Consider the following 26,593-nt stretch of genomic DNA (forward strand, 5'->3'; position numbering starts at 1 on the left):
TCAATTTCGACAGGAGGGGCTTGAATTTAAGAAATCGGTGTATTACTATAAGCTTGTCAGATCGGTAAAAACAACCATTCGTGTATAAAACGCTTCGTTTCGGTTAAGAAAAATAATAGCTAGGACTTGGTGTTCTTTGAGGGGAGGTGAATATAATGAACAAAACAGAACTGATTGCAAAAGTGGCTGAAACCACAGAACTCACCAAGAAAGATGCAACAAAAGCAGTTGATGCAGTTCTTGACGCAATTGCAGATGCATTGAAAACTGGTGATAAAGTCCAACTGATCGGCTTTGGTAACTTCGAAGTTCGTGAACGTGCGGCTCGTAAAGGTCGTAACCCACAAACTGGTGAAGAGATCGAAATCGCTTCCAGCAAAGTACCTGCGTTTAAACCAGGTAAACAACTCAAAGACTCCATCAAGTAGTTGTTTCTTTTGAGAACGAAGCACTTACATAAAAAAATCCACATTGATAAAATGTGGGTTTTTTTCTATCTACATACAGTTTGCCTATGAGAATTCTGGGATATCTTTTTGTCTTTTTTTAAACGATATGGTAAGATTGGCTTTGATTGCGAGCAGGCACTAAGTCTGGCACTGATTTGGAGCAGGCAGACCTTAGTGATGAGAAACAAGGCGTATGCCGTTACGTAGGAGGTACAATGATGAACGTCGACTTAGATAAAATACAGCAAGCTGTTCGCATGATCCTAGAGGCAGTGGGGGATGATCCTGATCGTGAAGGAGTGCTGGATACCCCTAAGCGAGTTGCGAAAATGTACGCCGAAGTATTTGAGGGCATGCATATAGACGAAGAGCAGTATTTCGAGACTGTCTTTAGCGAAGATCATGAGGAAATGGTGTTAGTAAAGGACATTCCGTTTTACTCTATGTGTGAGCATCACTTGGTTCCCTTCTTCGGAAAAGCGCATGTCGCTTACGTACCGCGTGGAGGCCGCGTAGTAGGACTGAGCAAGCTCGCGCGTGCGGTCGATACCGTGGCGAAACGTCCGCAGTTGCAGGAAAGAATTACAGCGACAGTAGCTGACTCGATTATGCGCAAGCTCGATCCGCACGGCGTAGTTGTGGTAGTAGAGGCAGAGCATATGTGCATGACAATGCGTGGCGTGAAAAAGCCAGGCTCAAAAACGATCACCTCTGCTGTTCGCGGTATGTTTGAGAAAGATGCGGCTGCGCGTGCAGAAGTCATTAGTTTGATGCGCTAATCAGAATGCAAAAATAAGGAAATTATATTGACTCTATAGGTAAAATATTGTATAGTACGGATGTACAGTCGGGATGTGGCGCAGCCCGGTAGCGCGCACCCTTGGGGTGGGTGAGGTCCAGGGTTCGAATCCCTGCATTCCGACCATCTACATATAACAATCAGAAGCCTTGAACAGAGGCTTCTTTTTTTGTGTATAATTGCTACTCTCCCAAGTAGTACCAATTTGCTATTGGCTTCCTGATCTTTCTTTTTTATAATGATAGGTAGACAAGCTAGGGAAGGGTTGTTCAATGCTATGAAGGTGCCTGTATCACTTCAACCATATTTGCAAACATTACCGCAAAACCATGATGCCTCTTCGCTTTCATATGGAGACGAGGGGCTCTTCTCGGACATCTTGCAGTCCCAGTTAGCAACAACCGGCCAGCGGGTAATCAGTTCGCAGGAGATTTTGGCCAAACTAGATGGATCCAGGAGCTGGAAGATTCCTACGCAGATTCAAAATGAGCAGTCCTTGTCTTTTGCCAAAGGGCCATCTGTTCCTACTCCGGAAATCTTGGACAAGATTGATCAGACAGCGAAAGCGATCGGAGTGAACGTTGATCTGGTGAGAGAGGTCGTTAGGGCTGAATCCAATTTCAATCCGAATGTAGAATCTCACGCAGGGGCAAAGGGCTTGATGCAGCTGATGGACAATACGGCAAAAGCCATGCAAGTCCGCAATGTATACGACCCTGATGAAAACCTTGAAGGTGGAACAAAATATTTAAAATCGCTTTTGGATCGTTATGATGGAGATGTGAAAGTAGCACTTGCTGCTTACAATGCTGGCCCAGGTCGGATGAGTCGTCTGGGAATCAGCAGTGATGACGAGCTAGAAGCGAAGTTTGACCAATTGCCGCAAGAGACACAGCGCTATGTAGACAAGATCATGAGCCGTCTGGAGTCAGAAGGGGCATCATACTAGACGTACGCGCATACCGTATTGGTCAGGAGGAAACACATTGGCACAATCATCGGGATTTAATCAGGATTATTTCGTAGTCAAAGCGAAGGAAAATGGCGTTCATGTGATTGGATTAACAAGAGGCACTGATACGCGTTTTCATCATACAGAGAAGCTCGATAAAGGCGAAGTCATGATTTTTCAATTTACGGAGCACACCTCTGCAATTAAAGTGCGAGGAAAAGCAGTGATTTACTCGCAGCATGGCGTCGTGGATACGACCGAATAAAGAACAAGTCGTTTTGCTAAGAAGCAGGCATAGCCTGCTTTTTTTGTTTGTACAATGGAGGAGAGGAGGGATGTCTATGCCGCGCCAATTGTTGATGGCGATTGCTGTTTCCACTTTCTTGGCTCTGATGCTGTCGCTCGTTCCCACAAATCAGTGGATGCAAGCGGATATACCGACATTTCAGTCAGCACGTGCCATTCACTTAAGCGAGCAAAATGCCCTTGATTTGTTTACAAGGATGTCGACACATTATAATATTAAGCGTATAAAATGGGAAAACCCATCGATCTATGTCGATTTTGTGGTGAAACCTGACGAAAAAGTAGAGTTAAACACCGTCTATCAAGATTTTTACCGTTTGACATACGACTTGTATACCTATGCAGACAATGTCGGGCCCGTGTACTATCGCTTGTTGGAGGAGACGGATCCACCAAAAGAATCGAGATTATTGATTGCCATACAATCGACAACTGGAAATCTTGCAGGACAAGACAAACCTTTGACCGATCCTTCGGATATCCAGACCTTTGTAAGCAGTACATTTCCTATTCGAATCGAGCCGTATTTTTATGAGCGAATTAGTCCCTGATGGAAGAAGTATGGTATGATAGTAGAGACGGCCTTTTGACCGGACGGCAGAGGAAGACCGAAGAGTAAGGAACAGTACGGAACAGGCAGACATCTTTAGGTTGTGCAGCTTGTGGAGGAGGACGCATGAGCAAAGAACTTTCCCCGAATGTAGAGGTTCGGTCCATTATCGAACAAATCTACAAGAGAATCACCCATTCCTATGTAGAACATTATGTTGACGTTCCTTCCATGGCGGAAAATCGTCTAGAGCTGTTGTACCTTTTTTTGCTGGAACAAGGCATGCCGAAGGAAAAGGCTTCGGTTTTATGTACAGCAACTGGGCTAGTCCAATTGGGACTGGACACCCATGAGCTCGTGAAAAATGAGTACGACTCCTCACAGAGCGCGGAGCGAAACCGACAGCTGACCGTACTTGCAGGTGATTATTACAGCAGTCGTTATTATCACCTTCTGGCTTCAGCGGGTGAAATCCAAGCCATTCAAGTGTTGTCGGCAGCTATTCAGCGAGTGAACGAAGCAAAAATGAGACTCTACATCGCTGGGCGAGATAGCAAGACTTTATCAGATGAAGAGTACTGGGAACTGCGAAATACGATTGATACAGGCTTATACGTGGCTGTTGTAGAGGAGTATGCTGATTCAGCTGATCGCCGTCGTTTCTGGAGTGATCTGATGAAGCAAACAGCCAAGGTAGAGAGTGTGATCGGTGAGTGGGAGCAGCTCAAATGGCAAGAACAAGTCCCTTTTGGTTTTGCCCGTTTTTTGCTGCAAAAACCCGGGGCTACACTCGCGCAAGTTTTGTCAGGTGTTGAGGGGAAAGCCCTCGAATTAATCGGGTTATGTGAGCAAATGGTGCGTACGCTGCATCCTGCAGAGACGCGGAACATGCTTGCATCCATTACGGCACGGTACTCCCATCGGATCAGTCGCTTGAAGAAGGTAATTGAGGAGATGTAGCCAAGTGAACCAGACACAGATGAATGAGAAAGCAGAGTACGTTCACTCCGTTTTCGAGAGCATTGCAAACGATTACGACAAAATGAATCATGTAATCAGCTTTGGCAGTCATATTGCTTGGCGTAATTACACGATGAAGCAGATGAATATCCAGTCAGGGCATACGGCTTTGGATGTTGCTTGTGGTACAGCAGACTGGACGATTGCATTGGCCAAGGCTGTTGGAAAAGAAGGCAGTGTTGTTGGCCTTGATTTTAGCCAGAATATGCTGGATGTAGGAGCATATAAAGTGGCGAACGCAGGTGTTGGCAACAATGTAAAGCTAGTGAACGCAGATGCAATGAATCTGCCTTACGAGGATGATACATTCGACTTCGTGACAATCGGATTTGCCCTGCGAAATGTGCCAGATGTCCAGCAGGTGTTGAATGAAATGGCACGTGTAGTGAAGCCAGGGGGCAAAGTCGTTTCTCTGGAAGTGTCCAAGCCACCATTCATTCCGTACCGGAAGCTATTTTACTTATATTTCTACAAAATCTTGCCATTGATCGCGAAGCTGACAGTCAACAAATACGAAGAGTATGCATGGCTGCCACAATCCCTGACCAATTTCCCGGACAGCCGCGAGCTGGCAAGCATGTTTCAGAAAGCAGGCTTGGACCCGGTTCAGGTCAAATTGTTTATGGGCGGCGTATCAGCCTTGCATATTGGCACAAAGCCATAATATGAGGAGTAAACCGGTATTTCTTCACTAGATAGGAAGTGTCATAAATGGGTCTACGTAAATTAAAAATCATCTTGGAAATGATTAAATTCGAGCACTCCCTTTTTGCCTTACCTTTTGCTTTTATGGGAGCTGTTTTGGGAAGCATTGTGGTAGAGCATGCATGGCCTACTTGGTCGGAAATTTTTTGGGTGACGGTAGCGATGGTGGGCGCTCGCAGTGCTGCGATGTCCTTAAATCGTGTCATCGACCGGCTAATTGATGCGAAAAATCCTCGGACCGTCACACGAGCGATTCCTGCTGGCCTCATTTCGATTGTGGAAGTCATTTTGTTTATCGTGGTGTCCTTTGCGGTGTTGTTCATAGCTGCATTCCAGTTAAATGATTTGGCTGTGAAATTGTTGCCGCTCGCTGTGTTCGTTCTGGTGCTTTATTCTTATACGAAACGCTTTACTTGGCTTTGTCACTTTGTTCTCGGGGTTGCCATTGGGTTTGGTCCCCTAGGGGGCTGGGTAGCGACAACGGGTCAAGTAGATGGCATCGGCCTTCTATTGTTTGCATCCGTTATGTTCTGGACAGCAGGCTTTGATATCATTTATGCATGCCAGGACGCTGATTTTGACCGAAAAGAAGGACTTTTTTCCATGCCGAGCCGCTTCGGAATTGCCAATGCACTTCTGATCGCCCGCATATGCCACGTTCTTACTTTCGTTGGTCTGATGTCGTTGTATGTAGTTGCAGACTTGTCGATTTGGTTCCTGGTAGGTGTGCTCATTTCTGGTGCGATTTTGATCTATGAACACACGCTGGTGAAGCCAACCGACCTGTCCAAGCTAGATATGGCATTCTTTAATATGAACGGCATCTTGAGTGTCGTGATGTTTACCTTTACGATGATTGATTTGGTGATTGCATGAACAACCAAAAGTGGGCTGTCGGGATAACAGGTGCAAGTGGTGCTATCTATGGTGTTCGAGTCGTCCAGGAGCTTTTGCGTGCTGGACATATCGTTCATTTGATGATTACAGAAGCAGGCTGGCAAGTATTTCGTGATGAACTGGATTGGCACACGGATGATAGAGAAGCTCTTTTGCAGGAGAAGCTGCAACAAGACTTTTCGGGTGAGCTACATTATTGGGGACTGCGAGATTTTAATTGTCCCGCAGCCAGTGGTTCCTATCGCTGTGACGGTATGATCGTAGTACCGTGCTCGATGGGGACTGTTTCTGGCATCGCACATGGCGCATCCGGCAATTTGCTGGAGCGCGTTGCTGATGTCATGATCAAGGAAGGGCGGCGATTGGTCATTGTTCCGAGAGAGACGCCGCTCAATGCGATTCAGCTCGAGAACATGCTCAAATTAAGCCGTCTGGGAGTCAAGATTCTGCCTGCCATGCCAGGCTACTATCAGAAACCGCAAACCATGGATGATCTGATTAATTTTGTGGTAGGGAAAACTTTGGATGCAATTGATGTACCACATTCGCTATTCCGGCGTTGGGGGGAATAAACGCATGCAAAAGTCTTTGCGTGTTGGACAAATTTTGTACACCAATGTATTGCCGGTTTACTTCTATTTTGATCAGGCTAAATTCGAAGACCGAATCGAATTCATCCGCCAAGTTCCTGCCCAGTTAAATACTGCAATGGCAAAAGGCGAGATTGATTTGGGACCGATTTCTTCGTTTAGCTATGCAGAGCATGCCTCCGAATACGTGGCATTGGCAGATCTGTCTGTCAGTGCCAAAGGGAGAGTAGGCTCCCTTTTCTTGTTCAGCAAAAAGCCGATTGAACAAGTAAACGGTGCCAAAATAGCCTTGACCAACACATCGGCTACCACAGTGAATCTCTTAAAGATCATTCTCCATAAGTTTTACGAATATGAGATTTCCTACGTTACACAGGAACCTATTTTGCATGAAATGCTGGAGGATGCTGATGCAGCGCTCTTGATCGGGGATGACGCCATTACCGCTGAGCGAACGGCCAAAGACCTTCATGTTTACGACCTAGGAGAGCTGTGGCATCAATTTACGGGCTATTCCATGACCTTTGCCATTTGGGCTCTTCGTCGAGCAGTTATTGCCGATCATCATGACTTGATCGCGGACGTCCATGCCTCTTTTTTAGAGAGCAAAAGGAAGACAAGGGCAAATACAGCCCCATTGATTGACTACGTTCACACGCATTTCGGTGGAGAGAAAGAGCAATGGATCCACTATTTCCAAGGATTACAGCACGAATTCGGTGACGTTCAGCGGATTGGACTGGAGTACTATTACCGATGCGCAGCGGAGCTGGGACTTCTATCGGCACCTGCAACCGTCGATCTGTGGCAAGCTGGCGGCCGACAGACCAATACTACGTTGACGAGATAGGTGGAACGGATGAATCTAGTCGATATTTACTTCAAGATGAAAAAAGATGTCCAATACATAGAAGATGAACTGGAGAAAGCAATTGATACGCCGGTTCGAGAGCTGTATCTATCCTCGACTCACTTGCTCAAGGCAGGAGGAAAGCGGATTCGACCCGTTTTTGTTTTGCTTGGCGGTAAGTGGGGCAATTACGACGTCAAAAAATTGAAGCATGTGGCCGTTCCTCTCGAACTGATCCACATGGCTTCCCTGGTGCATGATGATGTAATTGATGATGCGGATAAGCGCCGCGGGAAAGATACGGTTCGAATGAAGTGGGATAACAAAGTAGCTATGTACGCCGGCGACTATATTTTTGCACGGGCATTGGCCATTGCCTCCCAGCTCCCGATCCCGCAATTGCACCAAATTCTTTCGAATGCAATCGTCGAGGTTTGCAAGGGAGAAATCCAGCAAGTAAAGGATTTGAATAACTGGGACCAAAACTTCCGTACCTATTTACGCAGAATTAAACGAAAAACTGCGCTTTTAATTGCGATTAGCTGTCAATTAGGAGCAGTGGCAAGCGGCGCGTCAGCTGATATGATCCGGAAAATGTACTGGTATGGCTACAATGTGGGGATGGCTTTTCAAATTACCGACGACATTTTGGACTTTACAGGGACGGAGAAGCAATTAGGGAAGCCGGCTGGAAGTGATTTGGTGCATGGAAACATTACGTTGCCTGCGCTTTATTCGGCTCATCATGGAAAAGCACGTGCGCAATTCCAGGAATGGATCGCGAAAAATACGTTTTGGGATCATACGGATGAAGCAGTTCGTATGGTGCGAGAAGATGAGGGCATTGCCTTTTCGCAGCGCCTCGCCGAACGCTATATCGCCCGTGCGCATGCCATTCTCGCCGATTTGCCTAACAACCAAGCTAAGACATCCCTGACAGGTATCGCTAATTATATCATCGATCGCAAATTTTAATGATATTTTGACGGTCTGCCTGTTGCTTGACCACGCTAGTTTTGATAAAATTTTCGTTGGTGTCCTATACACCAATACATAGCTCTAATGGAGGCATACATACAATGGAAAAAACATTCCTTATGGTAAAACCAGATGGCGTACAACGCAACCTGATCGGGGAAATCGTATCCCGTTTTGAGAAAAAAGGCTACCAACTCGTAGGTGCTAAGCTGATGACAGTAAGCCGCGAACTGGCTGAAGAGCATTATGCAGAGCACAAAGAGCGCCCATTCTTCGGTGAACTGGTTGACTTCATCACTTCCGGTCCAGTATTCGCAATGGTATGGCAAGGTAACAACGTAATCACAACTGCTCGCGCTATGATGGGCAAAACAAACCCAGTTGACGCTGCTTCCGGTACGATCCGTGGCGATTTCGCTACTTCCGTTGGCATGAACATCATCCACGGTTCTGACTCTCCTGAGAGCGCTGAGCGTGAAATCGGCCTGTGGTTCTCCGCGGAAGAAGTTCTCTCCTTCGAGAAAACTATCCAACGCTGGATCTAAGACTGTTCGAGAAAGCCCCATTATTGGGGTTTTCTTTTTTTTGTCAAAATCTTTGTCAAAACAGATAGGATAATGACGAAATATAGCGAATGAAAATAGGGAGTTTGCAAAGGGGGTACGATTCAGCATGGAAGATAAGGACTTTCTCCAATTTATAGCTAGTGTGAAAAAAATGACTGGAATTGATCTTGCCCTCTACAAGGAAGCACAGATGAAGCGCCGTCTAACCTCGTTGAGACAAAAGCGGGGGTACACCACATTTGCCCAGTATTTCGATGCCATCGCTAAAGACAAGGAGCTTTTCTACGAGTTCCTCGATCGGATGACCATCAACGTATCGGAATTTTTCCGTAATCCAGGCCGGTGGGAAGTTCTCGAGAATAAAATTTTGCCACGCTTGGCAAAGCAATCCCCACGGGTGAAATGCTGGAGTGCGGCATGCTCGACAGGGGAGGAGCCGTACACACTTTCACTTATTTTGTTACGTCAGAAGTTGGATGCGACCGTGCTCGCTTCCGATATTGATGAGGGTGCACTGGCAAAAGCAAAGCAAGGGGTATACACGGACCGTTCCCTGCAAGATTGTCCGAAAGACCTCGTTACGAAGTATTTTGAAAAAGATACACTCAGCTATCGCATCACGGACGAAGTGAAGAGAAAAGTGACGTTCAAAAAACATAATTTATTGGCGGACTCATTTGATTCTCAATTTGATTTAATTATTTGCCGGAACGTGATGATTTACTTTACCGAAGAAGCAAAGCATGAGCTGTATCATAAGTTTAGCCGGGCACTAAAGCCTGGTGGGGTACTCTTTGTAGGCAGCACAGAACAAATTTTTCAGCCGCAGCAATACCAACTGGAGACAGAGGATACGTTCTTCTATCGAAAAATGGGTTGATTCAGGTTGGCCTTGGTATATCTCTGCTGTTTTTTCCCTAGACTAGGAATACCTACTTTGCAAGAGGAGGCAGCAGATGGACAAACACAAGGTCATCGAGGCATACCGTCGAGGGCTGATCACGCTGCAGGAATGTGGTCAGATATTAGGGGCGGAGAGGACACAACTAGATGATTTGATACGCGTGGATCACACTCGCAAACCACTGAGCCCCAATCCTTTTTTCAACGTGTAGGAAAATATAAACGCTTCGTTCGATCGCGATAGCGTAAAGAGAGCGCTTCTCCTTATTCGGAGGGGCGTTTTCCTGTAAGACCAAAAGGTTTTTCGCAAACGTTTGTCACTTTTGTATTTCCACGGCGTACTAGGTATGATATTATAGCGCTTAAAAGTGATAAAGGACAGCACCCCGAAAAGAGTGCCTTTAGGGGATACAGGCTGCCAGGAGGATGGAGGAAGGATAGAGATGCGTTACTTGACAGCAGGGGAATCCCACGGGCCGCAATTAACAGCTATCATTGAGGGCGTACCGAGCAACCTGCCGATTTCCATTGAGGAAATTAATGAGCAGTTGGCACGTCGTCAGAAAGGCCATGGCCGCGGCAGAAGAATGCAGATTGAAAAGGATCAGGTGAAAATTCTTTCTGGTGTCCGTCATGGATATACAACCGGAGCTCCTATCACACTGGTCGTTGAAAATAAGGATTGGACGCATTGGCAAGGCATCATGAGTGCTGAGCCTGTAGAGGAAGGCTCTGAAGAAAAGCGTCGTGTTTCCCGTCCACGTCCTGGACATGCTGATTTAAACGGGGCGATTAAGTATCATCAACGCGATATGCGCAATATTCTGGAACGTTCCAGCGCTCGTGAGACTACTGTCCGCGTAGCTGTTGGTGCAGTCGCTCGCCAATTGCTGGCTCAATTTGGTATCCGTATTGGCGGACAGGTACTCCAGATTAATGAGATCGTGGCGAAGCGACAAGAAGTAAGTCTGGACGAGCTGATTGCGCGCACAGAAGAATCGCCAGTGCGCTGCTTGGATAAAGAAGCGGAGCCGCTGATGATGGCAGCGATTGACAAAGCAAAAGAAGACGGGGATTCCCTCGGTGGTACCGTAGAAGTAATCGTGGAAGGCGTGCCGATTGGCTTGGGTAGCCATGTGCAATGGGACCGCAAGCTGGATGGACGTCTTGCACAAGCGATAATGAGCATTCAGGCTTTCAAAGGTGTCGAAATCGGAATCGGATTCGAGGCAGCCGGTCTGAAAGGCTCGCAAGTTCATGACGAGATTGTTTGGAACGAAGAAACTGGCTACAGCCGTAAAACGAATCGTGCAGGAGGACTCGAAGGCGGAATGACGACAGGAATGCCTGTAGTTGTTCGCGGTGTCATGAAGCCGATCCCTACCTTGTACAAGCCACTGATGAGTGTGGATATTGATTCGAGAGAGCCATTCTCAGCGAGCATTGAGCGTTCCGACAGCTGTGCTGTTCCAGCGGCAAGTGTGGTTGCGGAGGCAGTGGTAGCATGGGAGATCGCGAATGCCATGTGCGAAAAATTCCCTTCTGACTCTCTCGACGACATGGAAGAAAACGTACGTCAATACCGTGCGTACACGGAGAAATTCTAATGAGCGTGGAGAAGCTGACTGTTGAGCTGGGCGAGCGCTCCTACGAAATTGTGATAGGCGAGGGTCTTTTGGACCAGGCAGCAGCGTTGCTAGTAGAGGCAGGGATTGCTTCTACTAGCAAGCTGATGATTGTCACAGATGAGAATGTAGCCGTTCATTACTTAGAGCCTTTGCTGGGTGTATTGCGGCAGCATGGGTATCAAGCCCACTCAGCTGTCATTGCTGCTGGAGAACAATCGAAGAGCCTGGCTGTCTACGAGCGATTGATGACAGAGGCAATTGATGCAGGACTGGACAGGAAGTCTGCTGTATTGGCTCTCGGTGGCGGAGTCGTCGGTGACTTGGCTGGATTTGTGGCTGCTACGTACATGCGCGGCATTGATTTCGTACAAATGCCGACTACCTTGCTCGCACATGATAGCTCGGTTGGCGGAAAAGTAGCGATCAATCATCCACTCGGAAAAAATCTCATTGGGGCTTTCCATCAGCCCAAAGTTGTTATTTATGACACGATAGCCTTGCATAGCTTGCCGAAGCGGGAAGTCGCAGCAGGCTTTGCAGAAGTTGTGAAGCATGGACTTATCGCTGACGCTGCCTTTGTCGATTGGCTGGAGGACAACGCTGATAGGCTATGGCAGCTCGATTCAGAATTATTAGGGAAAGCCATTGAAAAAGGTTGCGCAGTCAAAGCGGCTATTGTTTCTCAAGACGAGACAGAGCAAGGGCAGCGTGCATTGCTGAATTTGGGTCATACGTTTGGTCATGCGTTTGAAGCACTGTCTGCTTACTCCACCCTGAATCATGGGGAAGCTATCTCCATTGGGATGTGTTTGGCTGCAAAGGTAGCGGAACGGATTGGTTTTGCCGAGACAGGTGTATACCATCGCACAAAACGGATGCTGGAATTGTTCCACCTGCCAACGGCGTGGCCGGGCAATCTCTCGCCAGAAGCTGTGCTGGAAGCCATGAAACGAGACAAAAAGACAGTAGGCGGAAAGCTGGCCTTGGTGCTGCCTAGGGCAATCGGGCAGGTTGAAGTCGTCAAAAATATAGAAGAAGAACTCATACTGGGAGTTATGAGAGAAGAAGTGGAGGGATAAGGATGGGAACGAGAGGAATCAGAGGCGCGGTCACAGTGGAAGTCGATATGCGCGAAGAGATTGTCTCCGCTACCAAATGGTTGCTGGAGGAAATGGTAAGCCGCAACGAAGTAAACCCCGAAGACATTGGCAGCATTATTATTACGACGACAGAGGACCTCTGTGCGACCTTCCCCGCTCAAGCGGCCCGTCTGCTTGAAGGAGAAGCTTGGCAATACGTCCCACTCATGTGCGCAAGAGAAATCCCGGTGCCAGGTGGCTTGCCGCTTTGTATTCGTGTCATGATGCATGTGAATACGGACAAGACAGCAAAAGACATTCATCACGTCTTTTTGCGTGATGCAGTCAAGCTGCGCCCAGATTTGACAAATCGCGGTTGACAATTAGGGCGCTCTCTTTTACCATAAGTGAAACGAGAGCGCCTCGTTTTTCCGGTAATAAGCAAAAGCCGGCTGAGAGCAGAGAATGAGTTGAGCAGAGTTGAGATGAGTTAGGTTGAGGAGAGAAGAGAAGGCTGGGTACATATTGACACCCAATCCAGGTCTCTTTGTCTGGATTTTTTTGTATACTAAAATTTCTCCCCCTACCTCTCGCTCTAGAAGCGGGTGTAGAAAAGGTGGATGCCTCATTCCCTTTTCTCTCCCACTAATTGAGGAGATGAGAGTCCATGTATTTCCCTTCCCTTGCCGAGGTCAAGACCCTTTCGGCGTCGTATTCCCTTATCCCTGTAAGCATGAAACTGTTGGCAGATCAAGAGACTCCGATTCGTTTGTATCAGAAGATTCGCAAAAGTGATTCCTTTTTGCTGGAGAGCGTAGAGGGTGGTGCTCGCTGGGCGCGTTTTTCGTTCATTGGCATGAATCCTTTTCAAATCGTGGAAGCAAAAGGTGAAGAAATCACGGTTTCCTATCGCACTGGTGAAAAGCATGTCCACACAGGAAATCCCGTTTCCTTTTTGCGTGAAGAAACCGATCGTTACAAAAGCCCAAAGCTGCCCGGGCTGCCTCGTCTCAGTGGTGGTGCGGTAGGCTTTTTTGGCTACAATACGCTGCGCTACTTCGAAAATTTGCCAGCACATCGCAAGGAAGCTGTACGAGTGCCGGATATGCGCTTTCTGTTTGTCGATGAGATGATCGCCTTTGATCATTTGAAGCAGGAGATTCAATTGATTGTGAATCTCCATGTTGAGCCAGGAGACACTGCGGATACAATTGGCGAAAAATACAAGCAAGTCTGCGAACGAATCGAGGAGCTGGCTACCAAGGTTATGGCTCCGCTTGAAATGGATCAACGCATTCAAGTAGCAGCAGATACGCCAGCGCCATTGACAGTACAGCCAAATATGACGCGTGAGCAATACGAGCAGCTAGTCGTGCAGGCGAAAGAATACATCGCAGCCGGCGACATTTTTCAAGTCGTGTTATCCCAACGTTTTTCCGTAAAGACGGATGTTGATCCTTTTGCGGTTTATAGATTGCTGCGTACATTGAATCCTTCCCCGTACATGTACTATCTCGAATACGAGAGCGAGACAGTCGTCGGGACTTCACCAGAACTACTCGTGCGTGTAGAAGATGAAAAAGTAGAGATGCGTCCGATTGCAGGAACGCGGAAAAGAGGGGCAACCCCACAAGAAGATGCTGCGTTGGCGGCTGATCTTTTGGCAGATAAAAAGGAGAGAGCCGAGCATTACATGCTGCTGGATCTGGGGCGCAACGATGTAGGAAAGGTCTCTACTTACGGAAGCGTGAAAGTGGAGGAAGCGTTGGTTATTGAAAACTACTCCCATGTGATGCATATGGTTTCGCATGTGACCGGCAAGCTTCGTGAGGGACTGCACGCTTTCGATGCATTGCTGAGTGCTTTTCCGGCCGGTACGGTATCCGGTTCTCCCAAGCTACGGGCAATGGAAATTATTGCAGAGCTTGAGCCTGACGCACGTCATCTGTATGCGGGAGCAATTGGCTACATTTCATTTGATGGTTCACTCGATAGCTGCATCACGATTCGAACGTTGTTCTTTCAGGACGGTTACGCACATGTGCAGGCAGGTGCAGGCATCGTAGCGGACTCGGTCCCTGCGAGTGAATACCAAGAGACGGTGAACAAAGCAGCAGCGATGCTCTCTGCGTTGGAAAAAGCAGAACAGCTATTTGTCAGAAAGGTGGAGTTGTCATGCTAACATACGCGCTGGAACAAATTCTGCTTGGGAAGCACTTAACACGGACGGTTGCAGAAGAGGCTATGGGCGAGATTATGGACGGAAAGGCAACTCCAGCTCAGATTGGTGCATTTTTAGCGAGCCTTCGCTTGAAGGGCGAGCAGGTGGAAGAGATTATCGGCTTTGCCAAAGCCATGAGAGCGCGCGCGATGAATTTTCCCATCGAGCTTCCAGGTCTGGTAGACACCTGCGGAACAGGTGGAGACGGAAGTCATACCTTTAACATTTCGACGGCGAGTGCAGTAGTCGCAGCAGCTGACGGTGTACGCATCGCCAAGCACGGAAATCGTGCGGTTTCCAGCAAAAGCGGAAGTGCTGATGTGTTGGAAGCGTTGGGAGTCCCCGTTAATTTATCTCCCAAGGACGCCGCAGATTGCCTGCGTGCGACCAATCTCTGCTTCCTGTTCGCTCCTCTGTACCACCAAGCGATGAAGCATGCGGCTGGCCCGCGAAAAGAATTGGCGATTCGCACGGTGTTTAATTTACTTGGGCCATTGACGAATCCCGCAGGAGCTAGCCATCAGCTGATGGGCGTCTATGATGCTAAGCTGCTTCCGAATGTAGCCGCAGTCTTACACGAGCTCGATGTGAAAAGAGCGCTCGTTGTAGCAGGCTCGGATGGACTGGATGAATTGACTGTCACCGGAACGAGTCATATTGCCGAGTTGCGGGATGGGCGTATTTTGACATATGAAATCGAGCCAGAGCAGTTCGGCCTGCGCAGACATGAGAAGGATGCTTTGCGTGGCGGTGATGCCAATGAGAATGCCAAGATCATTCACGACGTGTTTTCCGGAGCACGTGGGGCAGCACGCGACATCGTTTTGCTGAATGCGGGAGCGATCCTCTACCTCGCAGATCGGGTTAGCTCGATTGAAACTGGGGTTATACGTGCAGCGGAACTGATCGACGGCGGACTGGTCATGCGGAAGCTGGAGCATGTTCGTCACATCGCAGGAGGTATGATTCATGCTTCGTAAAATCGTGGAAAAGAAACGCGAGGAGATCGCACGTCTTTATACAGATACAACCGTTTCAGCATTGCTTTATGCAACGAAGGAAGTTCAGCGTCCACGCGGATTTCGTCAAGCATTGGAGACAAGTGTACGGCCTGTAAGCGTGATTGCCGAAGTGAAAAAAGCATCCCCGTCCAAAGGGTTAATCCGACCTGATTTCCAGGCAGTGACCATCGCGAAGGCTTATCAGGCCGCTCAAGCAGAATGTTTGTCTGTTTTGACAGACGAGTCCTTTTTTCAAGGGAGTTTAAGCTATCTACGGCAAATTCACGAGGTAGTTGATCGCCCGTTACTCAGAAAAGACTTTCTTCTGGATGAAATTCAAGTCGTGGAAGCAAGAGCAGCAGGCGCTGATTGTGTGTTGCTCATTGCTGCGATTCTCGATAGGGAAACGCTTCGCCACCTGAACCAAACTGCCGAGGAGCTGGGCATGGATGTACTGATTGAGGTCCATGACAAACGCGAATGTGAGCTTGTTTTTCAAGCGATGGAACCGAAATTGCTTGGGATCAACAATCGAAACTTGAATACGTTTCAAACGGACCTTGCCGTTACGCATGAGTTGATTGCAGAACTACCTGCGTCACTGACGATCGTGAGCGAAAGTGGGATTTCGACACCGGCGGATATTGAGAATGTACAAAGTGCAGGAGCCCGGGCTGTGCTGGTTGGAGAGCATTTCATGCGCCAAACAGACGTCGAGCGCGCAGTTATTGATCTCGTGGGAGAAGCGGCACCGGGGGTGAGTGTATGACTCGCTTGAAAATATGTGGGATCAAGCGGACGGAAACACTTGCACTGTTAAAAGAGCTGGAAGTCGATTACGTAGGCCTTGTTTTTGCCCCAAGTAAGCGACAAGTTGATGCCCAGACTGCTGGACAATTGCTTGCAGCCGTTCCGGGTCACCCTCCTGCTGTTGGCGTGTTCGTTAATCCGACGATGGAAGAGCTGGAGGAAGTACTAAGCGAGGCACCGTTATCCGTGATCCAGTTGCATGGACAGGAGACGCCACAATTTTGCCAGCAAGTTCGGGAGCGGTTCGCTCTTCCGGTGTGGAAGGCGTTGGCTGTGGGCGGAGAAGCGGATGCTGCTTTAGCAATTCAATCCTATCAGGGTATTGTCAGTGCCTTTTTATTTGATACATATGACCCTGGTCAAGCAGGTGGTACAGGCAAAAAGTTTTCGTGGGAACAAATTCCTGCATTGCAAGCAGCATGTGAGGCAGCAGACTGCATCATAGCTGGAGGGATTCATGCGGAGAATGTCGGAGAATTAATGGGACAGTATCAAGCAGGGATAGTCGATGTGTCTAGTGGAGTAGAGACGGATGGCGTAAAAGACGCTCAAAAAATAAAAACATTGGTAGAGAGGGTGAAGGCGCATGAACAACATTCAAACAACTACGCGAGTCGTGCCTGACGAAAACGGACGATTTGGTGCCTTCGGAGGCAAGTTTATTCCGGAAACCTTGATGAATGCGGTGACAGAGCTCGAGATCGCTTTTGAAGAAGCGCGTCGTGACCCGGCATTTGTTCAGGAATTGAATGGACTGCTCAGCGAGTATGCTGGACGCCCAACCCCGCTCACCTATGCAGAGCGTTTGACGAAAGCGGTCGGCGGTGCCCAGATCTATTTGAAAAGAGAAGATCTCAACCATACGGGCGCACATAAATTGAACAATGCTTTGGGCCAAGCATTGCTTGCCAAACGGATGGGCAAAAAATCAATTATTGCCGAAACGGGTGCTGGTCAGCACGGAGTGGCAAGTGCAACCGTGGCGGCAAAGCTTGGCCTCTCGTGCAAGGTATTCATGGGGGAAGAAGATATTCGTCGCCAGTCATTGAATGTTTTTCGGATGAAGCTGCTTGGAGCAGAAGTCATCCCTGCGGTATCCGGCTCTCGTACACTTAAGGATGCGACAAACGAAGCGATTCGTCATTGGGTTTCTCACGTAGAAGAAACGTTTTATGTCATCGGATCTGTGGTTGGCCCGCATCCATACCCATACATGGTTCGCGAATTCCAAAAAATTATCGGAGAAGAGACGCGCAGTCAAGTCCTGCAAATGCTCAGAAGGCTTCCGGATGAGGTCGTTGCTTGTGTTGGTGGAGGCAGTAATGCGATTGGTATGTTTTATCCGTTCATCCAGGATGAGTCTGTCGCGCTCAGAGGGGTAGAAGCTGCTGGAAAAGGAGTGGATACGGAAAAGCATGCGGCAACACTAACACTCGGACGCCCGGGAGTCATCCACGGTTCCTTAACCTACTTGTTGCAAGATGAAAGCGGTCAGGTGCAAGAAGCGCATTCGATTTCGGCTGGCTTGGATTATCCAGGAGTAGGACCTGAGCACGCCTATCTCAAAGACACTGGAAGAGTGACCTATACTTCGGTAACAGATGCAGAAGCACTCGAGGCAGTCCAAGTGCTTTGCCAAACGGAAGGCATCATTCCAGCGTTGGAGAGCGCACATGCCATAGCTGAAGCGATAAAACGTGCGAAAGAGATGTCTTCAGACAAACTAGTAGTCATCTGTTTATCCGGTCGAGGCGACAAGGACGTACTGACTATTCAAGAAGCGCTGACAGCAGAAGGGGGAGAGTAATCATGACGACAGCTCTTAACAGAATCGATCAATTATTCGCGGATCGTGATCGCAAACGATTCATCCCATTTCTAACCGTAGGCGATCCTACAATAGAAGCAACCTTTCATCTCGTAAAAGCGATGGTCGAAGCAGGAGCAGATCTCATTGAGCTCGGCGTCCCTTACTCCGATCCATTGGCAGACGGCCCAACGATTCAACGGGCATCAGAGCGCGCGCTGAAAAATGGCGTGACGATCGGGGATGCTTTGCAATTGGTGAAAAGGCTACGCGAATCAGGTATGGAGGCTTGCATCGTCCTGTTCACGTACTTCAATCCGGTTTTGCAGTATGGCATTGAGCGCTTTTTTGCCGATCTTGCTGCTTATGGGGCGGACGGTGTTGTCATTCCCGATTTGCCGATTGAGGAAAGCGGTCCAGCAGTAACCGCAGCAAAACAGAATGGCATTCATGTCATTTCACTCGTGGCACCAACTTCCAGTTCCAGAATCAATACGATTGGCGCGCAAGCAACCGGATTTCTTTATTGTGTATCGTCGCTCGGTGTGACGGGTGCCCGCACGGACCTGCGAGAGGATTTGGCAGATTTTCTGGAACGAGTAAAGGCAAGCACATCGGTTCCTACTGCGGTGGGCTTCGGAATATCCACGCCGGATCAAGTACGCACAGTAGCACCCCATGCGGATGGTGTCATTGTGGGAAGCGCCATTGTACAGCAAATTGAGGAACATGCTGAGCAGCTGAAAGACCTCAAACAAATGCCAGTAGCTGTAGAAAAAATAAAAACCTTTGTACATCAGTTAGCCAGTGCGCTACAATAGTGGGAAAAATGTGACTGGAGTGAACGTGGATGCAACCGAAACAACGCATACTCAATGCCCCGGTATATCAACCTGGCAAGCCCATTGATGACGTGAAACGTGAATTTGGTTTAACCGAAGTCATCAAACTGGCGTCCAACGAAAATCCTTTTGGTTCCTCACCAAAGGCGAAAGCTGCTATTTCGGAACAGTTGGACAATTTGGCCCTTTATCCTGATGGTGCAAGCCTTAATCTACGCTGGGATCTTGCTGACTTCCTCGGGGTCAAACCAAGCCAATTGTTTTTCGGCAACGGGTCTGATGAAATTCTGTTGATGATCTCTCGTGCTTTTTTGAGCGAAGGAACAAATGCAGTCATGGCGACGCAAACGTTCTCGCAATATCGCTCAAATGGGATTATTGAAGGTGCAGACTTGATTGAGGTGCCGTTGAAAGATGGCGTTCACGATCTCGAAGCGATGGCGGCTGCGATCAACGAACAAACGAAGGTCGTATGGGTATGTAACCCGAACAATCCGTCAGGCACGATTGTAACAACATCCGAGTTGGAAGCTTTTATGAAAAAGACTCCAAAAGATGTGCTCGTCGTTTTGGATGAGGCTTACTACGAGTATGTGGTTGATCCAGAATATCCACAAACAGTACCGATGCTCGCTGAGTATCCGAACCTGATTATTTTGCGTACGTTCTCCAAAATTTACGGTCTGGCTGCTCTTCGTATCGGCTACGGGATCGCGTCAGAAGAGCTCATTTCCTCTCTGGAACATGTGCGTGAGCCGTTCAATACAGGCACACTTGGCCAAGTAGCAGCACGTGCGGCGTTGAAAGACCAGGAATTTGTGAAATCATGCCGCGATCGTAACCGTGAAGGCATGAAGCAGTTTACCGATTCCTTTGACGAGTGGGGGCTTTCCTACTATCCATCTCAGACCAACTTTATCTTGGTTGATTTGAAAATGGATTCCGATGAGGTATTCAAAAAGCTGCTCTCGCAAGGCATCATCGTTCGCTCTGGTAATGCGCTAGGCTTCCCGGGTTTTCAACGTATTACCATCGGGACCAAAGAGCAAAATGATAAGATTCTTTCCGTCTTAAAAGAAATCGTGACTGGAGCATTGAAATAAAAGGACGAAGATGCCGGGCATGCCTCGGCATCTTTGTCTAAGAGAGATAAAGGAAGGATAGAGAGTGGAGATGAAAAAAACCACTATTACTGTAATCGGCGTCGGGTTAATTGGCGGTTCCATTGCGCTGTCGATGCGACGCGATCCAAATATTCGGGTAGTCGGCTACGATTTACGTCAGGATTGTTTGGATAAAGCACTGACTCTAGGTGTCATACACGCTGGCACAACTGATTTGCAGACCGCAGTTCGAGAAGCGAATGTCATCTTCCTCGCATCACCTGTAGAGCAAATCGTTCCAACCATTCGCTCGTTAGTGGAAATGGAGCTGCAGCCGGGTGTGATCATTACGGATGTTGGAAGTACAAAAGCAGGCATTGTCACACAAGCGGCGGATGTCATTCCCGATCATGTTACGTTTATTGGTGGACATCCGATGGCCGGCTCACACAAATCCGGCGTGGAAGCTGCTTCTGACCGTCTGATGGAAAACGCCTACTATGTTTTGACACCAGCGCCGGGAACATCTGTAGAAAAAGTAAAGCAATTGTCTGAACTACTTACACTCACTCGTGCAAAAGTCGTGCAAATGGACGCGGCTTCGCATGATCAGGTCGTGGGTGCGGTTAGTCATTTCCCGCACATCCTTGCTTCTGCTCTGGTCAATCTAGTGGCAGGGTATGACGAGGAAAATGCTTGGCATACCACGCTTGCTGCTGGTGGCTTCCGTGACATTACACGCATTGCTTCGAGCAACCCCCAGATGTGGCGTGATATTTTGCTGCAAAACCGTGACCCGATCCTCAAAATCGCAAAAGATTGGGCAAACGCATTGGAAGATGTCGTTCACCTCGTAGAACAGGGAGATCCAGAAGGAATCGAGCACTTCTTCAAAACGGCACGAGAATTCCGCGACAGCTTGCCTGAGCGCAAAACGGGTGCATTACCTCCTTTGAACGATTTGTATATCGATATCCCGGACCACCCTGGCGAAATCGGACGGATTACGACATTATTGGGAGCAAGAAATATCAACATCACGAATCTTCAAATCAGAGAGACACGAGAAGACATTTTTGGGGTGCTACGCATTACGTTCCATTCGCAACAAGAGTTGGAAAAGGGAGAGGAAGTTCTTCGCTTTTTCGATTACAATGTATACAAGCGCACATAAGTTTTTTTATGCAAACACACTTTACAACGAAGACGCTTCACAGCACGACTGGTGATCTGGGAGAGCGTGAGAGAGAAGAGGAGTGGAAGTAATGCTTCGCGTACAACAAGCCAAACAAATCAAAGGTACCGTTCGCGTGCCAGGAGATAAGTCCATTTCCCATCGTGCAGTTATGTTTGGAGCTCTAGCAGAAGGAACGACAACCATTGAAGGCTTTTTGCCGGGTGCCGATTGCTTGAGCACGATTAGCTGCTTTCGTCGGATGGGGATCGAGATTGAACAACAAGGAGATGCCGTAACCGTACAAGGAAAAGGCTGGTACGGCTTGCAGGAGCCATCTCAACATTTGGATGTAGGGAACTCCGGTACGACCATTCGCCTAATGGCAGGGATCATGGCGACACAGCCTTTCCATGTGGTGATGGAAGGCGATGAGTCTATTGCGAAAAGACCAATGCGCCGTGTAATCGGACCGCTCCGTCAAATGGGCGCCAAAATCGATGGAAGAAAAGACGGTGAATACACACCGTTATCCATTCGAGGTGGGAAGCTTCAAGGGATCGCGTATCAATCTCCAGTGGCAAGTGCACAAGTGAAGTCAGCTATTATGCTGGCAGGGTTGCAGGCAAAAGGCGTGACGAGTGTAACAGAGCCGCATTTGTCCCGCGATCATACGGAGCGTATGCTGCAAGCGTTTGGTGTACAAGTCGTGCGTGATGGCTTGACTGTTTCCGTAGAGGGCGGACAAAAACTAAAAGGCCGTGCCATTTCTGTTCCTGGTGACATTTCTTCCGCTGCCTTTTTGATTGCAGCGGTAATGGTCGTACCTGGCAGCTCTCTTCTCATTGAAAATGTCGGAATCAACCCAAGCCGCACGGGCATCATTGATGTTGTCAAGGCGATGGGGGGAAGCCTGGAGCTTTTGAATGAGCGAATCGTAAATGAAGAGCCGGTTGCAGACCTCCTCGTGACGCATTCGGAGCTGCACGGGATTGAAATTGCCGGAGATATTATTCCACGTCTGATTGACGAAATTCCGGTAATTGCGGTCATGGCAACGCAAGCGAAAGGACAGACCGTGATCCGTGATGCCGAAGAGCTGAAAGTAAAGGAGACAGACCGTATTGCCACGGTGGTTAGTCAACTGTCCAAATTCGGCGCTAAGGTGACACCTACCGATGACGGAATGATCATCGGAGGAAAGACAGGATTGACAGGGGCTATCATCGATAGCATGGGGGATCACCGAATTGGCATGGCGATGGCAATCGCAGGTCTCATTGCCGAGGGTGAGACGAAAATCGAAAACGATGAGGCGATTGATGTATCGTTCCCTGGCTTCCATGACTTGCTTGTGAAAATCAGCCAATAACGAAAGAATGATAGAGAAGTCTGTTCCTTTATAGGGTAACAGGCTTCTTTTTTCGTGCAAAGACAAAGCGTTCCGAATTTTAGCAAAAATGATTTGACAAGCGCTTACATTCCGTTTATTATAAAACTACAGTATGGTTTCTCTCCACTCCTATCCAATATAAGAAAGCACGTGTGTGCTACCGTCGTTTGAATGCGCTTACATCAACGACGGTCTTTTTTTTGTTTAAAAAGCGGATTGGCTCGAATGAGTACTTTTTCCCCTTTTTGTGCATATGCTCGTACAAGGGTAGTGTGTGCAAGATAGGTGGGAGGGGGACGGGCTATGCTGGAGCAAGGGATGGTCATACGCGGGGGAACAGTTGTCACAGCACGAGGAATGAAAGAAGCAGATATTTGGATCCGTCATGGGAAAATTGTACGAATGGCTAAAGATACCTTGACGAAAAACCCCTTCAACGATTTATATGAAGAAATAGATGCTACTGGTATGTATCTTTTGCCCGGTTTTGTCGCACTCCTGACACATTCGTTGTATAAAATCAAAGATGTTGATGTCTATATAGAAGCCATGCGAAATCTCATCAGCATGGGATGTACAAGCCTGGTGGACGTCTTCAGGCCAGAGCGTTGGATGAGCAGACCGCAGATTCACTATCAACAAACCCAGCATTTCAACAGTTTGCTGGATTATGTTTGGCATGTGGAAATCGATGTCGCCGATCTTTACGGTGACCGCTTAGCCGAGTGGATGAACCACGGCTATTCTTCGTTTCATGTCACGATTCGAAATCCAGAAGAAATTTCCACAATAAAATGGGAAACGCTTTTGCAACTTCAAACGTCTAAACAAACGATCCTGCACATGCAGGTACAAAATGACCCGTTTCTAAAAAAAGAACAACGGGAACTTATTCGACAGATTTGGATGGAGGCTACTCGTTATTGGCGGTTGCGTACTGTCATGACAGATTCTCAAGCGGCCTTTCATTTTGAAGAAAATGACCCGTACCTGCATATTTTTCGTTTGCCGGCTGAAGTGACAGATCAAGGTCTACGTCGCTTACATCGTCAATGGTTTGGGAGTTGCCAAATAGCCTCTCCGATACACGATGTACGGATTGATACACGAAAGAGCTGGTGTACGTCAGAAGAATTGCTTTGCTTGCTAGTCAGGCTCGCTTCGACAAATGTTGCAAAAGCAATTGGTCTTTATCCGCGAAAAGGAAGCTTGACAACTGGCGCAGACGCTGATATCGTTTTCCTGAAAAAGGAAAACTGGTTGACAAAGAATGATCTTTCCACTATTCTCAATTTTAGTGAAATGCATCTTCCAACATCTGTTATGTCGAACGGTAAATGGATATATCGAAATATGCGATTTATCCCTTTGATTGGTATGGGTAAGTGCTTATTCGACACGAAGCCCTACTCTTATGTCATATAACCCCGGTTTGGGGGTTTTTTCGTGAATGGTTTCCAGTAGACAGACGTGAAAAAGAATCGTAAGGTCGCGCAACTTTTTACATCCCCAGCAGTCTAATTATGCAAAAGGCCGCTGAGGGATCGGAATCGCAAGGAGGTAATCTCTGATCATGACCGATTCCCAGCTTATCCGAGAGATTAAAGAAGGTAATCTGGAATGCTATGCTGAACTGATTCGTCGATATGAAAAAAAGATCCTCTCATTTGTTACTCATCTTTTGCGTCAGGCACATTTAGAGCATATAGCGGAGGATATATGTCAGGAGACGTTTTACAAGGCGTATAAGAGCATTCATTCTTTCCGAGATGTAGAAGCTACATTCTCCACCTGGCTCTATACGATTGCACGCAACTCCGTACTAAGTGAATTGCGCAAAAGCCGCAATTCTGACGTGTATCTGGATGATACGTTGCAAGTGCCTATGGCATCTCCCAAGACACTGCCTGAGCAAGTTTTGCTCCGGAATGAACGGGAGAGCATGGTAAGACTGGCGATCAACAGCTTGCCAGAGAAGCAACGCTCAGCACTGATATTACGAGAGTACGAACAAATGGATTACACAGAAATCGCTACGATTCTGGATTTAACAGTGAGCTCTGTGAAGTCTCTACTGTTTCGAGCGCGGCAAAGTATTCGTGGACAGTTGGAAAACTACATCCTGGACCCTCATTTGGATGAAGCTGAAGGGATGAATCGATGATGAGATGTGAAGAAGTTCAGGAAATTCTGCCTGAATACGCCGAAAATCTGTTGCCTGAGGTGACCCAACGCCGGGTTGATCACCATATGGCTTCATGCTATGCCTGTCGTTCCGACTATGAGCTTTGGTCGGACAGTGATGAGTGGATGGAAATGGATAAAGAAGAATACCATTCCGTAACCCCATCCCGTTCCATTGTAGACGCTGTGATGGCCCGTATTTTATCGGAAGAGCGATGGGCGATCCCGATTGGCAGAAAAATTTTCAGCGTGACAGCGAGAATGCGACGCATGGCTGCGAGTGTAGCTGTCTTGTTGCTGATGGTCTTTTCTTTCACTTTATATGTGAATTCAAGTACCACGGAGCAAGCGAATTCGCTCGTGATTAACGGAGAAGTTATGGAAATTAACACACCAAAGGCTCAAGTCATTTCTTCTTCTATGCAAACAGATGACGGTACGTATGTGGTAGAAGCCCAGCCATATACGGCGCAAGGAGATTCACTGGAACATGCTACTGCTTCGATCGTACCACTCGATGGGAAGCCGACTTCTCCTGATTTAGCCAAACCGAATTACAGCATTGTACTTAGTATTTTTGGAATCCTTATTACTGTTCTTACAATGAGCTGGCTAACACGAGCATAATGTTATATGATCAAGAGTAAAAGAAAAGACCGTCTTCGGACGGTCTTTTGTGGCTATTTTATTAGAGTGGTTGTTCAGCAAGCGCGTAGAGCAACAAGGCCACGTAAAATACATATGAGGTGAAAGAAATGCCGAAAAAGTGGCTGTATGTCATAGACGAAGCGATCAAGCGGATTGAAAACGATGAAGTAGAGTTGGGCTTGACCGCTCTGCAAAAGGTTCAGGAGCATGGAAAGGATTTGCCGGATGTCATGATGTATTTGGCAGAGGTCTGGTATCGACTTGGACATTTGGAAGAAGCGAGTCAATTGCTGACAGATGTCATGGCCAAAAATCCGCAAATGGATTCCTCTTTGCGCAGAGAATGCCAGCTGCTGCTAGCGGAGATTGCATTGGATTCCAGTGATTTTGAGACGGCGCAACATCTTCTTTATGAATGTAAAGAATCTGGCTTCGAAAGCATCCAGCTTGACTTGTTGTTAGCGGATCTGTATTCACTCCAAGACTTAGATGAAGTAGCGGTCAAGTACTTGGAGCAAGCGAGACTGAAGGAGCCAGACAACCAAGATATTATGGCAGCACTGGGTAACTTGTATTTCCGTATTGGAGAAGACGAGAAAGCAATGAAGCTTCTAGAACAAGCCGGGGATGAAAGTCTGTCTATGCTTTTGACGAAGGGGCGTTCGTACGCACAAAACGGTCAATTCGAACAGGCTTACCAAGTATTCCGTCAGGCGCTGGTTATGGATCGTTCGCCAGAAGTACTCTACGGCTGTGCACTGATGGCATTCCACGTAGGACGACTGGATGAAGCAGCAGAATTGGTCAATAGTTTGCAAGCCGTTGACGAGGAGTATGTGGCAGCATATCCATTAGCTGCAGATTTGAATCTTTCGATGGGGAAAACAGAAGCAGCGATTGAGGCGTTGAAGCAATATGTATCGTTGTCAGGTTTCGATTTGGACCAAATCCGCAGGCTGATTGCCCTTTTGAGTCAAGCCGGACGCTATGAGGAAGCGAAGGAATACCAACAACTTCACGACCTGTGGGACAATGAATCCGACGAGGAGCAATAAAAAATCGACAAACAGGAAGTCACTTCGGTGGCTTCCTGTTTATTTTTCCGCATTTTGGCAAGAATGAGAGACAAGTAAGCCAT

Annotated in this window: 30 protein-coding genes and 1 tRNA gene; all 31 read left to right on the forward strand. The window is 47.8% G+C overall.

Annotation, left to right across the window (positions count from 1 at the left end):
* Nucleotides 1–155 precede the first annotated feature (155 nt).
* The 31 genes from BBR47_RS12545 to BBR47_RS12695 all read left to right on the forward strand — a co-directional run bounded on the left by BBR47_RS12545 (nt 156) and on the right by BBR47_RS12695 (nt 26,510).
* On the forward strand, nt 156–428 hold the full coding sequence (locus tag BBR47_RS12545) for an HU family DNA-binding protein (RefSeq protein WP_005831316.1): 273 nt from the start codon (nt 156–158) through the stop codon (nt 426–428).
* A 236-nt stretch (nt 429–664) separates the two neighbouring features.
* Complete coding sequence (gene folE, locus BBR47_RS12550) at nt 665–1,228, forward strand: GTP cyclohydrolase I FolE (RefSeq protein WP_012686144.1); 564 nt, start codon at nt 665–667, stop codon at nt 1,226–1,228.
* Nucleotides 1,229–1,297: 69 nt separating this feature from the next.
* A tRNA-Pro gene (locus BBR47_RS12555) sits at nt 1,298–1,374 on the forward strand.
* A gap of 112 nt (nt 1,375–1,486) precedes the next feature.
* Nucleotides 1,487–2,197, forward strand: coding sequence for a lytic transglycosylase domain-containing protein (locus BBR47_RS12560; protein WP_012686145.1), 711 nt, complete (start codon nt 1,487–1,489; stop codon nt 2,195–2,197).
* A 37-nt stretch (nt 2,198–2,234) separates the two neighbouring features.
* Nucleotides 2,235–2,465 carry a trp RNA-binding attenuation protein MtrB gene (mtrB, locus tag BBR47_RS12565; RefSeq protein WP_012686146.1) on the forward strand — a complete coding sequence of 77 codons (231 nt, stop codon included), beginning with the start codon at nt 2,235–2,237 and terminating at the stop codon, nt 2,463–2,465.
* Between the two features lie 76 nt (nt 2,466–2,541).
* A complete protein-coding gene (locus BBR47_RS12570) occupies nt 2,542–3,057 on the forward strand; it encodes a hypothetical protein (protein WP_016740019.1) in 516 nt (171 codons plus the stop codon).
* A gap of 125 nt (nt 3,058–3,182) precedes the next feature.
* On the forward strand, nt 3,183–4,016 hold the full coding sequence (locus tag BBR47_RS12575) for a heptaprenyl diphosphate synthase component 1 (RefSeq protein WP_012686147.1): 834 nt from the start codon (nt 3,183–3,185) through the stop codon (nt 4,014–4,016).
* A 4-nt stretch (nt 4,017–4,020) separates the two neighbouring features.
* On the forward strand, nt 4,021–4,740 hold the full coding sequence (locus BBR47_RS12580) for a demethylmenaquinone methyltransferase (RefSeq protein ID WP_041749390.1): 720 nt from the start codon (nt 4,021–4,023) through the stop codon (nt 4,738–4,740).
* Nucleotides 4,741–4,787: 47 nt separating this feature from the next.
* Complete coding sequence (locus BBR47_RS12585) at nt 4,788–5,657, forward strand: UbiA-like polyprenyltransferase (protein ID WP_041749391.1); 870 nt, start codon at nt 4,788–4,790, stop codon at nt 5,655–5,657.
* Nucleotides 5,654–6,250: a UbiX family flavin prenyltransferase gene (locus BBR47_RS12590; RefSeq protein ID WP_012686150.1), complete on the forward strand. Its 597-nt coding sequence runs from the start codon at nt 5,654–5,656 to the stop codon at nt 6,248–6,250. Before BBR47_RS12585 ends, BBR47_RS12590 begins: the two co-directional genes overlap by 4 nt.
* A 4-nt stretch (nt 6,251–6,254) precedes the next feature.
* The gene (locus tag BBR47_RS12595; protein ID WP_012686151.1) at nt 6,255–7,118 is read left to right on the forward strand and encodes a menaquinone biosynthesis protein; all 864 of its coding nucleotides are present in this window, start codon (nt 6,255–6,257) and stop codon (nt 7,116–7,118) included.
* A gap of 9 nt (nt 7,119–7,127) precedes the next feature.
* Nucleotides 7,128–8,093, forward strand: coding sequence for a polyprenyl synthetase family protein (locus BBR47_RS12600; RefSeq protein WP_012686152.1), 966 nt, complete (start codon nt 7,128–7,130; stop codon nt 8,091–8,093).
* Nucleotides 8,094–8,197: 104 nt separating this feature from the next.
* Nucleotides 8,198–8,641 carry a nucleoside-diphosphate kinase gene (ndk, locus tag BBR47_RS12605; RefSeq protein WP_007716560.1) on the forward strand — a complete coding sequence of 148 codons (444 nt, stop codon included), beginning with the start codon at nt 8,198–8,200 and terminating at the stop codon, nt 8,639–8,641.
* A 127-nt stretch (nt 8,642–8,768) separates the two neighbouring features.
* Complete coding sequence (locus tag BBR47_RS12610) at nt 8,769–9,542, forward strand: CheR family methyltransferase (RefSeq protein WP_012686153.1); 774 nt, start codon at nt 8,769–8,771, stop codon at nt 9,540–9,542.
* Between the two features lie 76 nt (nt 9,543–9,618).
* Nucleotides 9,619–9,777 (forward strand): hypothetical protein, encoded by a 159-nt coding sequence (locus BBR47_RS31240; protein WP_007716564.1) that lies wholly within the window; start codon nt 9,619–9,621, stop codon nt 9,775–9,777.
* A 231-nt stretch (nt 9,778–10,008) separates the two neighbouring features.
* A complete protein-coding gene (gene aroC / locus BBR47_RS12615) occupies nt 10,009–11,172 on the forward strand; it encodes a chorismate synthase (RefSeq protein ID WP_012686154.1) in 1,164 nt (387 codons plus the stop codon).
* Entirely contained in the window at nt 11,172–12,272 is a 1,101-nt protein-coding gene (gene aroB / locus BBR47_RS12620; RefSeq protein WP_012686155.1) for a 3-dehydroquinate synthase, read from the forward strand. The genes aroC and aroB overlap by 1 nt, the downstream gene beginning before the upstream one ends.
* A 2-nt stretch (nt 12,273–12,274) precedes the next feature.
* On the forward strand, nt 12,275–12,652 hold the full coding sequence (gene aroH, locus BBR47_RS12625; RefSeq protein ID WP_012686156.1) for a chorismate mutase: 378 nt from the start codon (nt 12,275–12,277) through the stop codon (nt 12,650–12,652).
* 287 nt (nt 12,653–12,939) lie between these two features.
* Nucleotides 12,940–14,454 carry an anthranilate synthase component I gene (gene trpE / locus BBR47_RS12635; RefSeq protein WP_012686157.1) on the forward strand — a complete coding sequence of 505 codons (1,515 nt, stop codon included), beginning with the start codon at nt 12,940–12,942 and terminating at the stop codon, nt 14,452–14,454.
* Nucleotides 14,448–15,473 carry an anthranilate phosphoribosyltransferase gene (gene trpD / locus BBR47_RS12640; protein WP_012686158.1) on the forward strand — a complete coding sequence of 342 codons (1,026 nt, stop codon included), beginning with the start codon at nt 14,448–14,450 and terminating at the stop codon, nt 15,471–15,473. The genes trpE and trpD overlap by 7 nt, the downstream gene beginning before the upstream one ends.
* Nucleotides 15,463–16,263, forward strand: coding sequence for an indole-3-glycerol phosphate synthase TrpC (gene trpC / locus BBR47_RS12645; protein WP_012686159.1), 801 nt, complete (start codon nt 15,463–15,465; stop codon nt 16,261–16,263). Before trpD ends, trpC begins: the two co-directional genes overlap by 11 nt.
* Entirely contained in the window at nt 16,260–16,928 is a 669-nt protein-coding gene (locus BBR47_RS12650; RefSeq protein ID WP_012686160.1) for a phosphoribosylanthranilate isomerase, read from the forward strand. Before trpC ends, BBR47_RS12650 begins: the two co-directional genes overlap by 4 nt.
* Nucleotides 16,891–18,111: a tryptophan synthase subunit beta gene (gene trpB / locus BBR47_RS12655; protein WP_012686161.1), complete on the forward strand. Its 1,221-nt coding sequence runs from the start codon at nt 16,891–16,893 to the stop codon at nt 18,109–18,111. The genes BBR47_RS12650 and trpB overlap by 38 nt, the downstream gene beginning before the upstream one ends.
* A gap of 2 nt (nt 18,112–18,113) precedes the next feature.
* Nucleotides 18,114–18,932 (forward strand): tryptophan synthase subunit alpha, encoded by an 819-nt coding sequence (gene trpA / locus BBR47_RS12660; RefSeq protein ID WP_012686162.1) that lies wholly within the window; start codon nt 18,114–18,116, stop codon nt 18,930–18,932.
* 29 nt (nt 18,933–18,961) lie between these two features.
* On the forward strand, nt 18,962–20,056 hold the full coding sequence (gene hisC, locus BBR47_RS12665; RefSeq protein ID WP_012686163.1) for a histidinol-phosphate transaminase: 1,095 nt from the start codon (nt 18,962–18,964) through the stop codon (nt 20,054–20,056).
* 70 nt (nt 20,057–20,126) lie between these two features.
* Nucleotides 20,127–21,230: a prephenate dehydrogenase gene (locus BBR47_RS12670; protein ID WP_012686164.1), complete on the forward strand. Its 1,104-nt coding sequence runs from the start codon at nt 20,127–20,129 to the stop codon at nt 21,228–21,230.
* Nucleotides 21,231–21,321: 91 nt separating this feature from the next.
* The gene (gene aroA / locus BBR47_RS12675) at nt 21,322–22,602 is read left to right on the forward strand and encodes a 3-phosphoshikimate 1-carboxyvinyltransferase (RefSeq protein WP_012686165.1); all 1,281 of its coding nucleotides are present in this window, start codon (nt 21,322–21,324) and stop codon (nt 22,600–22,602) included.
* Between the two features lie 378 nt (nt 22,603–22,980).
* Nucleotides 22,981–24,048: an amidohydrolase family protein gene (locus BBR47_RS12680; protein ID WP_231850588.1), complete on the forward strand. Its 1,068-nt coding sequence runs from the start codon at nt 22,981–22,983 to the stop codon at nt 24,046–24,048.
* Between the two features lie 148 nt (nt 24,049–24,196).
* A complete protein-coding gene (locus tag BBR47_RS12685) occupies nt 24,197–24,787 on the forward strand; it encodes an RNA polymerase sigma factor (RefSeq protein ID WP_007716581.1) in 591 nt (196 codons plus the stop codon).
* Entirely contained in the window at nt 24,784–25,434 is a 651-nt protein-coding gene (locus BBR47_RS12690) for a zf-HC2 domain-containing protein (RefSeq protein WP_012686167.1), read from the forward strand. The genes BBR47_RS12685 and BBR47_RS12690 overlap by 4 nt, the downstream gene beginning before the upstream one ends.
* A gap of 128 nt (nt 25,435–25,562) precedes the next feature.
* On the forward strand, nt 25,563–26,510 hold the full coding sequence (locus tag BBR47_RS12695; RefSeq protein ID WP_012686168.1) for a tetratricopeptide repeat protein: 948 nt from the start codon (nt 25,563–25,565) through the stop codon (nt 26,508–26,510).
* Nucleotides 26,511–26,593 lie beyond the last annotated feature (83 nt).

Origin of the sequence: Brevibacillus brevis NBRC 100599 (assembly GCF_000010165.1) — a bacterium.
Taxonomy (GTDB): domain Bacteria; phylum Bacillota; class Bacilli; order Brevibacillales; family Brevibacillaceae; genus Brevibacillus; species Brevibacillus brevis_D.